This window comes from Rhodothermales bacterium, from assembly GCA_013002345.1.
Lineage (GTDB): Bacteria > Bacteroidota > Rhodothermia > Rhodothermales > JABDKH01 > JABDKH01.
Map to the genome: position 1 here is coordinate 25277 of JABDKH010000008.1, position 12177 is coordinate 37453.

13 protein-coding genes are annotated in these 12177 nt (G+C 58.1%); 9 read left to right on the plus strand and 4 right to left on the minus strand.

Annotated features, from left to right (window positions below; all coding sequences use genetic code 11):
• The first annotated feature begins 435 nt into the window (after positions 1-435).
• The 5 genes from HKN37_00440 (at position 436) to HKN37_00460 (ending at position 5620) form a co-directional block, all read left to right on the plus strand.
• The gene (locus tag HKN37_00440) at positions 436-2382 is read left to right on the plus strand and encodes an Rne/Rng family ribonuclease (protein ID NNE45106.1); all 1947 of its coding nucleotides are present in this window, start codon (positions 436-438) and stop codon (positions 2380-2382) included.
• Positions 2383-2398: 16 nt separating this feature from the next.
• The gene (locus HKN37_00445; GenBank protein ID NNE45107.1) at positions 2399-2692 is read left to right on the plus strand and encodes a hypothetical protein; all 294 of its coding nucleotides are present in this window, start codon (positions 2399-2401) and stop codon (positions 2690-2692) included.
• Between the two features lie 6 nt (positions 2693-2698).
• A complete protein-coding gene (locus HKN37_00450) occupies positions 2699-3481 on the plus strand; it encodes an MBL fold metallo-hydrolase (GenBank protein ID NNE45108.1) in 783 nt (260 codons plus the stop codon).
• A gap of 53 nt (positions 3482-3534) precedes the next feature.
• On the plus strand, positions 3535-3966 hold the full coding sequence (gene aroQ, locus HKN37_00455; GenBank protein ID NNE45109.1) for a type II 3-dehydroquinate dehydratase: 432 nt from the start codon (positions 3535-3537) through the stop codon (positions 3964-3966).
• 61 nt (positions 3967-4027) lie between these two features.
• Positions 4028-5620, plus strand: a complete 1593-nt coding sequence (locus tag HKN37_00460) for an oligosaccharide flippase family protein (GenBank protein NNE45110.1) — start codon at positions 4028-4030, stop codon at positions 5618-5620.
• 37 nt (positions 5621-5657) lie between these two features.
• Here the strand turns inward: HKN37_00460 and HKN37_00465 are convergent, their stop codons facing one another.
• Positions 5658-5987: a hypothetical protein gene (locus tag HKN37_00465; protein ID NNE45111.1), complete on the minus strand. Its 330-nt coding sequence runs from the start codon at positions 5985-5987 to the stop codon at positions 5658-5660.
• A 223-nt stretch (positions 5988-6210) separates the two neighbouring features.
• On the opposite strand from HKN37_00465, the gene HKN37_00470 reads away from it, so the two are divergent.
• From HKN37_00470 to HKN37_00480, 3 genes are all read left to right on the plus strand, one after another.
• Complete coding sequence (locus HKN37_00470; GenBank protein ID NNE45112.1) at positions 6211-8601, plus strand: T9SS type A sorting domain-containing protein; 2391 nt, start codon at positions 6211-6213, stop codon at positions 8599-8601.
• Between the two features lie 387 nt (positions 8602-8988).
• Positions 8989-9414 (plus strand): hypothetical protein, encoded by a 426-nt coding sequence (locus HKN37_00475; GenBank protein ID NNE45113.1) that lies wholly within the window; start codon positions 8989-8991, stop codon positions 9412-9414.
• Between the two features lie 33 nt (positions 9415-9447).
• Positions 9448-10005, plus strand: a complete 558-nt coding sequence (locus HKN37_00480; protein NNE45114.1) for a YqgE/AlgH family protein — start codon at positions 9448-9450, stop codon at positions 10003-10005.
• A 3-nt stretch (positions 10006-10008) separates the two neighbouring features.
• On the opposite strand, the gene HKN37_00485 is transcribed toward HKN37_00480, so the two are convergent.
• The 3 genes from HKN37_00485 to HKN37_00495 are packed head-to-tail and all read right to left on the minus strand — an operon-like array spanning position 10009 to position 11826.
• Positions 10009-10716 (minus strand): SDR family oxidoreductase, encoded by a 708-nt coding sequence (locus HKN37_00485; protein ID NNE45115.1) that lies wholly within the window; start codon positions 10714-10716, stop codon positions 10009-10011.
• Positions 10717-10721: 5 nt separating this feature from the next.
• Positions 10722-11375 (minus strand): GTP cyclohydrolase I FolE, encoded by a 654-nt coding sequence (gene folE, locus HKN37_00490; GenBank protein NNE45116.1) that lies wholly within the window; start codon positions 11373-11375, stop codon positions 10722-10724.
• A gap of 37 nt (positions 11376-11412) precedes the next feature.
• On the minus strand, positions 11413-11826 hold the full coding sequence (locus HKN37_00495; GenBank protein ID NNE45117.1) for a 6-carboxytetrahydropterin synthase: 414 nt from the start codon (positions 11824-11826) through the stop codon (positions 11413-11415).
• Between the two features lie 155 nt (positions 11827-11981).
• Between HKN37_00495 and HKN37_00500 the strand changes: the two genes are divergently transcribed.
• The coding region (locus tag HKN37_00500) for an HIT domain-containing protein (protein NNE45118.1) at positions 11982-12177 on the plus strand (196 nt) is incomplete at its 3' end.

Consider the following 12177-nt stretch of genomic DNA (forward strand, 5'->3'; position numbering starts at 1 on the left):
CACGAGGTGACGCATCAGCAAGTGCAGCCACCAGAGTTGGTTGCACCACAGAGATTTTGAGTAAGGCTTCGAAGGAAGCCCGGTCGAGACTTCACTCATGCATTACGCCGGCAGTCCTGGTCCAGCAATTATGTGGATCCGTAGCGAAATACGCTCGGTGGCATGCCTGCTCTCGACACTTTCACAGTTTATCAAGCACTTCGCGGTTCAGCCTACGAGGCCGAGCCGGATTAACAGACCCGAACGACCTCATTTGCGTCGACACAACGTCGTCCTTGAAATCGTTCCGGTATTTGTCGGGCGACCCGGTCTGTACCTGTCAGGCCAACTCTCTTCGCACTCTCCGCCCGCGTCTGTTGACCGGCACATTGCATTGCCCCCATATGGCCCCCCTGAGTACGGTCGTTTCGGCCGGACCGCGCACATTATGGATTTATGGCAAAGGAAATTGTCATCAACGCAGAGAAGGATCAGACGCGTATCGCCATCGTCGAGAAAGACGAGCTGGTTGAAATGTATTTCGAGGGCCCGGAAAACGAACGTACCCTCGGCGATATCTTTCTAGGGCGCGTCCGACGCGTCCTCCCCAACATTCAGGCGGCCTTCGTAGACATCGGACAGAAGTCCGATGCCTTCCTTCACTTCTCTGATCTGTCCGACAACCTCCCGCTCATCAACGAGTTCTTGAGCGCGGAGCATCCCGAAGTCGGCACAACGAAGATCACGGCCAGCCCGCACAAGCGCATCCGTCGCCATCGCCCGTTGCACGGCAGACGACGGAACGGTGCCGGCCAGGCTCCAAAGTCCGAAGACCGGCAAAAACGCTCGGGATCGAGACCGACTGCCGAAGAAAGACACCGCCGACGGTCCGCACAGCGCCGCCCTGCACATACCGCGAACCAGAAGTCCCAGGGCGATAACAAGCAGAAGCAGGCGCAGCCACCAGTCAGTCTGGAGACCCTGTTGAAGCCCGGCAGCTCCATCCTCGTGAAGATCGTCAAAGAGCCGATCTCGAATAAGGGAAGCCGCGTCTCCACCGACATCTCCCTCGCCGGACGATTCGTAGTGCTCGTGCCCCTCGGCGACTACGTGGCCGTCTCCCGGCGGATCCAGTCGTACAAGGAACGACGACGCCTGCGTGCACTCGCGAAGAGCCTGCTACCGAAGGGTTTCGGACTCATCGTGCGGACCGTAGCCGATGGCCAGAATGCCAAGGCGCTGGACACCGACATGCGACTTCTCCTCGAGAAATGGAGACGCATCGAGAAGAAATTGCAGGAGAAGGCGCAACCGCCCGTCCTCCTTCATGAGGACGTAAGTATGGTCTCATCCATAATCAGAGACCTGTTTTCCGAAGAGTTTGAACAAATTCTCATCGACAACCCGCGACTACACCGAAACGTCAAGAACTACATACATGCGGTCGCACCTCACGTGGCTCCACGAGTGAAACTCCATAAAGGACCCGAACACATATTCGCCCGCGCAAAGATCGACAAGTCCGTTCAGGAGGCCTTCGAGTCTCGCGTGAACCTCGCGTCAGGCGGGTACCTGATTATTGAACACACAGAGGCCATGCACGTCGTCGACGTGAACTCGGGGCGCGCCGGAAAAGGCCTCAGCCAGGAAGAAAACTCGCTGCGCGTAAATCTCGAATCTGCACGAGCCATCGCCAAACAACTGCGACTTCGCGACCTGGGTGGAATCATCGTCGTCGACTTCATCGACCTCCGGGATGACCGGAATCGACGCAAGGTTTTCGATGAACTCAGAAGGGAATTCAGGAAGGATCGCGCAGTTACAAAGGTCCTCCCTATGAGTGACTTTGGACTGGTGCAGATCACACGACAACGACTTCGACCAAGTATTACGACGACGAGCACTTCGACGGGGGACGCCGTGACCGACAACGGAAAGCCTGCCGAAGTAGAACTGGCAGTGCCTCAGGATCTGCCGAAAGCAGTTGTGGAGAAAAAGAAAGACCCGCGTCGTTTCGAGACGCCGGACAAAGTCGTCAACCGGATGGAGAAGTGGCTTGAGCGATTCAGGGCGGCCCGCAAGAAGGGGCCACTATCGCTGCACGTTCATCCGTTCACAGCTGCCTTCCTGACGCGCAACGTGCCCAGCCAGCTTACCAAGTGGAGCCTCAAGTATCGTCTGCGGATTCACCTCGTCAGCAACGACGACATCGATCCGATGAAGTTCAGCTTCTTTGACCGGGCCGGTAACGACATTACGTTTCCGAAAAGAACCGCCAAGACCGACGGGACTCCCCGGTCCGAGCGGAAAGATGGCGGCCCGCGTGCGGTCAAACCGCGAACACCGCCGAGGAAACAGGGACGGCCGGCGGGCAGACCCCAGCCGAAGAAGGCCGAGAACTAACCGAAACAATTACACCATGAAGGCAGAGCAGATACTCAGGGAGCTTGAAGATGTGGCCCGCCGCCTGGGTGTAGACGTGCGCATCGAACGAGGAGGATTCCGCGGAGGACTCTGCCTCATAGACGAAGAGCAGGTTATCGTTCTGAACAAGCGACAGCCCGTCGAATCCCGGCTCGCCATACTCGCACAAAGCCTGAAATCGCTCCCGGTGGACACGGTATTCATGCGTCCCGCCGTGCGCGAAGCCCTCGAATCGTCCTGGAAAGATCAGAACGAAGTCGAGCTTGATACGGCCGACTTCGGCGAGTGACACCGAATGAAGGTCAGACTGCTCGGCACAGGCACCTCGACCGGCATTCCAGTGATCGGATGCACCTGCGCCGTGTGCACGTCTTCCGACCCGCGCGATCGACGGCTGCGATGTTCGTGCTATGTCGAGACAAACGGCGTCCATGTCGTTATTGACACCGGACCCGACTTTCGTCAGCAGGCGATCGCGTACCGAATACCACGCGTCGACGCCGTGCTCTATACGCACCATCACTTCGATCACGTGGTTGGCCTGGACGATCTGAGGCCGTTCTGCTTCGACACCGAACGTCCGATTCCCTGCTACGCTCGCTCCAACACGGCCGCCGTCCTGAAAAACATGTTCGGATACATCTTCGGGGAGAGATCGTATCCGGGCATTCCAAATCTTCAGCTCCGAACAGTGAGCGAACCGTTCGCCGTACACAGCCGCTACGACTCAGCGAAGAGCATTCACGTTCTTCCCGTCGAGGTCGACCACGGCAACATGAGCATGCTCGGCTACCGGATCGAAAACTTCGCGTACGTCACGGACACGAATAACATCCCTGATGCAAGCCTGAAGATGCTGACGAATCTGGACGTCCTGGTTCTGGACGCACTTCGCGACCGACCTCACCCGACCCATTTTACGATCGAGGAGGCCGTCGATGTCGCGCAGCGTATCGGGGCAAGACAAACGTACTTCGTTCACATGACGCACAGCGTGCTTCACGAGACCGCCGAAGCACGTTTGCCGAAAGGTATTTCTCTCGCCTACGATGGCCTTGCGATCAATATCGACTCCTGAATTCGCGACTTTTGATACCTTGACAGATGTCTCAGCCACCGGGAGACCCCATCATGAACGTACTCGTGCTCAACGGTCCCAATCTGAACCTCCTCGGCAAGCGCGAGAGCGCGATCTACGGAGAAGATTCGCTGGACGCACTGAAGGATCGGCTCGCAAAGACGTTCCCGAACGTGAGTTTCTCGTTTTACCAGAGCAACCACGAGGGCGAGTTGATCGATCGACTCCACGCGGCGGCCCGGGATGACACCGATGCGATCCTGTTCAATCCTGGCGGTTATACCCACACGTCCGTGGCCCTGCGCGACGCCGTCGCTGCAATCGAGACGCCGGTCATCGAAGTGCACATTTCGAACGTCGCTGCTCGCGAGCCCTTTCGTCAGATTTCGATGATTGCTGCGGCGTGCGTCGGCCAGATCGGTGGACTCGGACTCGACAGCTACGTGGTGGCGACCCATGCGATGGAGCTTCGTCTGGCGAAATGAGGTAACCCAGGCCGATGTTCGACCAACGCGATGATAGTATCGATTCCGAAGGAGCCGCCCGATGAGCCTGGTACCGCGCGTAAAGAAGTTGGTGTCCGAGACAGCGATCTACGGGATCTCTTCCGTGGTGGGCCGGCTCATCACGTTTCTTCTCGTCCCGTTCTACACACAGTTCTTCGCCCCGGATGTCTACGGCGTCGTCATTCTGATCTACACGGCGTTCGTCTTCCTGAACATCGTGTACACGTATGGTTTTGAGTCGGCGTATCTGAAGTTCGCATCCGGCTCCGAAGGGCGAGAGAAGGCGCGCGAGGCGTTCAGCGCTGCCACGTGGTCGCTACTCCTGACGTCCGTCCTCCTGTCACTCGTGCTCGTCTCGATGAAAGGGGCAGTGGTCGCGACGATCGGCATTGAGGCCCGGTGGTTTCATCTTGTCTATTACGCCGTCGCGATTCTCACTCTCGATACGCTGGGCGTCGTTCCGTTTGCCGAGCTCCGATTATCGAATCGGCCGTTGATGTTCGCCGGGATCAAACTGGCGAACATCGTCACGAACGTCGGCCTCAACGTGTTCCTAATCGTTGGGCTGGACTGGGGTATCGAAGCCATTTTCGTTGCGAATCTGTCCGCGTCCGCATTGTCGATTGTTCTGCTCCTGCCGTTGTACGTGCGTCTGCTGCGGCCGCACTTCAATGTCGCCCTGTGGAAGAAGATGCTTGGCTTCGCGCTTCCGTTTCTCCCCGGCGGACTCGGCTATGCTCTCACTGACCGCGTCAACCTGTTCTTCCTCGGCCGCATGAGCCGCGAGAACGTGCTCCGGTTATATGGTGATCAAATCGATACCGCCCAGCTGGCCGATCGCGCGAGCGCCGTTGCCACTAAGACAAGCGGCGTGACTGCCGAAACGGCTCAGCAGGTTACCGACGCCGTCTACGGACAGTATGTGGCCGGAACGTTCGGCACGATATGGAAACTGGGCATCTTCATGATGCTTCTCGTCCAGATGTTTCGATTCGCGTGGCAGCCGTTCTTTTTGCAGCATGCCGAAGACGAGGACGCGCGACCGCTGTTTGCCCGCATCTTTACGCTGTTCACCGTTGCCGCCCTGTTCGTGCTGCTCGGCGTTTCTTTCTTCGCGGAGGAGCTGGTCGCGATTCCACTTCCGGGTGGGCGCACCCTGATCGAGAGATCATACTGGCTAGGGCTGAGTGTCGTGCCCATCGCGCTTGTCGCATACTTCTTTCAGGGGTGGTACTACAACTTCTCTGCCGGCGCCTACATCACGAGCAAGACGCGGTATTTCATACACAGTACGGTAGCCGGCGGGCTTGTGGCCGTGGTTCTGAACGCCGCCTTCGTGCCGACCTACGGAATGATCGCAGCAGCCTGGTCAACCGCTGCGGCATATGCGGTCATGGCATTGGTGCTCGGCGTCATCATGTATCGCCACTACCCCCTTCCATACGAGTGGGCGCGCGTGGGTGGACTGCTGGTTCTCGCCGGCTGCCTGTTCGGAGTGTGGGAATTCTGGACTCCTCAGTCGCTGCCGTGGGAGTTCGGGCTGCTGCTTGTCTTCGGACTCGGTGCAGCAGCGTTCGGCCTCGTGCCGTGGCGCAGAGTGCTCAGCGGAAGTGACTCTCGCGGGCCTGCCTAGCCTCAATCGGAGCCAGTACCCGCTCGTACCTCCACGGCTACTCGACCGTCTTGTCCCACGAAAGGACTTCGAGATGAGCCCACGCTCTCCCCTGCCATGAGTCTTTGTAGAGGCGCCCCTCAACGCGGAATCGGCCGGGTGCCATTCGCTGCATCTCGGACCGGAGCTCTTTCGAACTGAAGGTGAGCACGTACGAGTTTCTGCCGTCCGTCGTGATCATCATCTCTGTGAAGGGTTCGTTACCCCTCACGGAGGCAATTCCTTCGACGATGAGCGTGTCGGGAGAAACGGGTGCACGCGACGACAAACAGCCGGCACAGATGAAGACGATTGAGACCAGAAACGCGGTCCCTGACGGGAGGGACATGATTTCGCGAACAAAACGCATATCAAGGGGTCACAAAGATTCTTGGGATGTCACGCTGGACGTTACGTGACCGGGCAATCGGGTCAAACGCGAAGGTAACACAGGCCGAGCGGAACGATCAACGGTCGGCACAATAAGTCCCCGGCAAATCAGCTTCCGGGATTACTTACCCTCGCGTACCGATCTCTCCGTCATTCTTCATATTCAAATTCTTCACAGCCGAATGAGACGAATCGTATTGATGGTTGCACTGACGATCCCGGTGTGGATGGCAGCGGCACAGCAGGCCGTTCAACCTGAGCAGCGAACAAACGCCGGTGTATCTGAGGACCAGCCGCGCATCATTCATGTCACGGACATGCTGAACTCAACGCCGGAGGCGATCGCCGCCATCAACGAGTTTCATCGGCTGAAAGCTGCCGGTCTGCTACCCCACCCGTCCAAGACCTTCGACGCGCTGGCGGTCGGCGATACCGTCAACTTCAGGCAATTGAGTTTGACGACGAGCGAGTGGCTCGTCCGACCTTTCATTCTCATGGCAGAGAGCAGTGTCGCCAACGTGTGGCTTGCGGTAAGCGAATCGGATGGTCCGGACGGCAACGGCCATGTGACGGCGGCGGATGCACAGACGTTGATGGACGGCCTGGCGACCTCAACACCTGCGGGATCGTTCAACCCTTCGGCTGGAATCGTCGTCAACAATCGTGCGGTCTTCGGTGACCCGCCCAACGTCGACGGTGACGGAAAGACAGATATCCTTCTGTACGATATCGATGATTCGAGATCTGACGGAAGCTACGTCGCGGGATTCGTGACCGGCGCTGACCTGCCCGCGGGCGGACCCGGGAATGGACGGGACGTGCTACACCTCGATTCAAATGAAGGGATTTTTCGAAGAGGAGGTGTGAACGATGGAGCACTGGGCACCGCTGCTCACGAACTGCAGCACCTGATTCACCTGAACTACAGCACCAGTGAAGAGACTTTTATCAACGAGGGCCTGTCCGAATATGCCGAGATCGTGAACGGATATTCGGGGCGATCGATGACGTACCTCGCGATGACGGCTGAGCAACAACGTTCCATGTTTTACTGGGATAGTCGAATCATAGACTACCAGCGTGCAGGGCTGATTATGACGTATCTCGGGCAAAGGTCCGACCCGCTGACTGTCGGTGCGATTACGAGAGATAACGCCAACGGAAGAAGTGGAATCAACAACGCCCTGGGTACGGTAGGCCTCTCGCTCGAGAGTGTGCTCGTCGACTTTCACACAGCGACCCTGTTAAATGGAACGGGGCTGTCGACCGATCCCGATCTTGGTTTGAGTGAGCCGACATTTGCGAATGCGCGAGCGACGATCGACCCGGGATCGATCGTGGATGGCCGCACAGCCAGCAGTACGGCGAGACGCGATACCGCCCGCGGCGGCGGTGTGATGTACCGCAGATGGGACCAGGTTGAGGACTTCTCTCTGGATATCAGCGTGGTGAACGAGCCCGGCCAGATCGAGAGTCTCACGCTGGGGCGGGTTGGACTGCGTGCGATCGCCGAGTATGCGGATGGCACCGTGGAGATAAGAGACCTTAGCGTTCAGCTCGATCCGGCCGTTGAGACGCATAGCTTCCCGGGGATGGTGGACCGGCTCACGCTGATTCTCGCTCACGTAAAGCCCGTATCGAGCGGAGCGATCGGCCCTACAACGACCAGTGATCGTGCGATTTACCCGTATACGGCAACGTGGAGTGGCGGCTCGGAAGTCACGCTGGCGACGACACAATACGATGCCGGTGTTGCCAGTGGTTACTTCAGTGTTCCGGCCGGGCAGCGTTTTACAACGCGCTTTCAGATTGCGGACTCGAGCCGGATGACACTCTTCGACGTCGCTCTTCCGATCTACTACCTGAACCAGTTTTCCGGCGGTCCGGTCGACGAGTCGCCCCGGGATTTTACAATCCACGTATGGGAAGATGACGCCGGTTTGCCCGGGGCAGAAATATTCTCGAAGGAGATTGTAGACACGAGACCGAATCAGGACGTATTTCAGAACGATCCGCTTCGCTTTCTCGATGTAAGCCTCAGCGACGAAGATATCCCGCCGTTACCGTCCGTCATCCACATAGGAGCATCCAATGCCGGCGCGGATGGCAACACCATCGTCACGGGCCTGGCCGAGTATGCCGACGAGAATCTGTCGCACCTTTTCTCGGGTCTCGGAGGATCGTGGGGCACGTTCTGGGATGTGGAGTTGTCGAGCGGCGGCGACCTTGTCGGAGAGATGTCGCCGGTGAGATTGACCGTGAGTGTAGCGCCGGAAATTGTAGCCATCGAGGATGAGGGCGAGGTGCCCGCAGAGTTCTCGCTGGATCAGAACTATCCGAATCCCTTCAATCCGACTACGACGATTGCTTACTCGCTGCCACAGGCCGGCGATGTCCAGCTCGTCATCTACGATGTGTTGGGCCGTCAGGTCGCTTCACTCGTGAGTGCGACAATGCCGGCGGGGCGTCATGAGATTTCGGTCGATGCGACGGGCTGGGCCAGCGGGTTGTACGTGTATGATTTGCGGACCGATGACCAGCGGCTGACGCGCAACATGGTGCTGCTGCGCTAGGCGAGTGTCATTCTGGGCCGAAACGTGGTCTCCGGATCGCCTGCACCCGCTCTCTGACCTTGTGCCCGGCCCTTGCGCCCGGCCCTTGCGAATGCGAGGGAATGCGAGGGAATGCGAGGGAATGCGCGGGATCGGGGATGCATTGGAGCGATGACAGCCGCGACGTCATCCCCGACTTGATCGGGGATCCATTGGAGTTACCGCCGTTGTCGGCTGGGTCCTCGCTTGCGCAAGGATGACGTGTGACCTGCCTGCACCCGCTCTCTGACCTTGTGCCCGGCCCTTGTGCCCGGCCCTTGCGCCCGGCCCTTGGGAATGCGAGGGTACGCGGAGGATCGGGGATCCGTGAGAGACTGTGACGTATCTTTGATCAGTCCCACGACAGGTATGGCACGCCTCATAAAGACAGATACGCCTGCAAAAGCGCGGCACGAACACATGCGATCGTGCGCGGAGGTTCTACGTTTGCTTGCGCAGAAATCGGCGTTCGATGACGAGGCAAAGGACATGAGTGCATTCCTCGTCTTCAACCTGCGCGACATCTATCGGATCATCGACGAGAGCGCGCAGGTGTGGGACGAGCGGAACTACTGGAAGAAGTCGGAGAAGCTGCGACATGACTGGCGCTGGAGCCGGCTCGCTGCGGACCAGATCGCCAAGACGATAATCCAGAACCGTTGGAGTGAACTGCCGGAGTTTCTGATTTCCCTGGTGCCGCATTTCTCGTCGATCTCCGTATCCACCATTACTCGCGATTCCGACTGGTGGTGCGGAGCACATCGGGCACTCCAAAAAGAGCAGCGTTCCGGCTAAAGAATCCGCTGCCGCACAAGGCGCTGACAACCCATGGAACTATCAGACCATTCGCCGGGACCCGGAACACTGCTGATCGCGCCGCCAGCCGTGATGGATCCCAATTTCTTTCGGGCGGTCGTGCTGCTCTGTGAGCACACGAAGGACGGATCGTTCGGACTGATACTCAACCGCCCTATCGAGGTAGAGATAGATATTCTGAGCGGAGAACTCGCCGGATTTGAAGGAGGCCTGTCGTTCGGCGGGCCGGTTCAGCCCGACACCCTTCATTTTCTGCACCGCCTCGATCTTCCCGAGACAGCGTCCGTCATGGACGGTGTTGGCTGGGGTGGCGACTTCGACACGCTGAAGGCTCTTCATCGAGAGCAGTCACTCACCGGTCAACATCTCAAACTCTTCCTAGGCTATTCAGGCTGGGGCGCCGGGCAACTCCACGATGAAATTCAGGCAGGAGGCTGGATCGTCGCAGAGGCCGACTCCGCCGCGGTGTTCAAGGATCCGCCAAAGGAGCTCTGGAGAAAACGCCTCCGCCGACTCGGCGGAGAATTCGCCGTGCTCGCGAACTTTCCCATCGATCCGCGGCTCAACTGATCGTCAAAGGTCTCCGTCGCGGGGGCGAATGACGATCTCCTCTACGTCAGTGCGATCGGACAGGCGATAGATCCCGATCACAGCACTTGCGACATCCTCGGACGGTATGAACCGTTCCGGAGGCAGATCCGATCCCTCCCAGCTCGGCGTCAGCGTTGCGCCAAGAATGATGGCCGTCGATCGAACTCCCGTCCCTCGCGTCTCTTCGCGGGTCGCGCGGGCGAGTCCGAGCAGCCCGTGCTTGGCAGCGCAGTACGCTACGCCACCCGGATACGCCTTGATGCTCGCAACCGATGCCGTGAAGAACACGTCCCCTGTGCCGCGTTCCATCATCATGGCGAGAAACGACCGGGTCATGTAGAAAGCGCTGTTCAGATTGACCTCAACCTGGGTTCGAAAATCTTCGGCCGACGTCGCCACAATCGACCCTGGCTGAAACTGGCCTGCGTTGTTCACAAGCACATCGGGTACGCCGAACGTGTCAAGGATAGTGCGCGACGCTGTCGCCACCGCCTCGACATCGGTTACATCGCACGGGAGGACGAGCGCCTCTCCGCCGAGAGCCCGACATTGGTCCGCAACGAGTTCCAGCTTCTTCCTGGACCGCGAGAGCAGCGCTACCCTCGCGCCGGCTTCCCGGGCAAACGCCAGCGCAACCGACGCTCCGATTCCCTGACTGGCTCCTGTAATTACGACGACCGGTTGGCTCACGTTGTTCAGCTGCCGTTGATGAGTCGCATGAATTCCGAACGCGTCGCAGGATTTAGAAACTGCCCGCTCATCGCGCTTGTCGTCGTTACGGAGTGCTGCTTCTCCGCTCCCCGCATCATCATGCACAGATGCTGTGCTTCGATGACCACAGCCACACCGTCCGGCTCAAGCACGTCGTTCACGGCATCTCGAATCTGGATCGTAAGTCGTTCTTGAACCTGCAATCGCCGCGCAAATACATCCACGACACGCGGCAGTTTGCTGAGTCCCACAATTCGTCCGTTTGGGATGTAGGCCACGTGCGCCTTCCCGAAAAACGGAAGCATGTGATGTTCGCAGAGGGAATACACCTCGATGTCCTTGACGAGGATCATCTCACTGTAGTCCTCCTCAAACAAAGCCGACGTCAGGATCTCGTATGGATCCATGCGATAACCCTGAGTCAGGAACTGATACGCCTTTGCCACGCGCTGTGGCGTTTTCACGAGTCCCTCGCGTTCAGGATCCTCACCCAGAAGCGAAAGCGTCTTCGAAACGTGGGAAGACAGTTGCTCGGTGGTCTCGCCGTCGTATTTCTCTACGCGCTCGTACAATTTCTGACCGAAATCGTCGTCGTCTAATAATGCGTGATCGCTCAATGATACACCATTCGGATTCATTTGAGTCCACTATTTACTGATGATTGGCTGATCGTGGCTAGTCCCCTCTGTACTCAGCCGAATTATTATCCGTCTCCCGTACCCTGACACTATACAGTGTTCCCGCCGGGAGATGAGATTCGATCTGTTTCCAGATCTGGATCGCGAGGTTTTCCGTCGATGGAAGAACACCGTCCAGGAAGTCCACGTCGAGATTGAGATTGGAATGATCCAGTTTCGAAATGACCCGGTCTTCCACCACCTTTTTCAGGTCCCCGAGATCGACCACATAGCCCGTGTCAGGGTTCGGTTCGCCGGCAACCGTAATCTCCAACGTATAGTTGTGTCCGTGCCAGTTCGGACTGTTACACTTGCCGAAGGTTGCGGCATTCCACTCGTCCGATTTCTTCGCGTTGTGCAGCCGGTGAGCAGCGTTGAACTGCATTTTGCGCGTGATGTAAACTTTCGCCATCTTCACTTCACTGTATCGTAGGATCTGGACAGCGCTTACAGACGCCCTGATCGTTTGTTGCACCGCATAATACGAAAAACGTTCAAATCGTCCAAGTGACTCGCCCGAGGGTTGTCGGGCCGATCGCCACCCGTTTCAGCAGAAAACACGTATTAATGAGCGAAAAGACCCTATTTCAGAAGATCGGGGACGGGGAGATACCGGCTCAGATGGTGTTCGAAGACGATTCGTGCTTCGCTTTCCGCGATATCAATCCGCAGGCCCCGACTCACATCCTTGTGTGTCCGCGCAAGGCCATCCCGGGCCTCGACGACATCACGGAATCCGATGTCGAACTCATCGGCCACATGT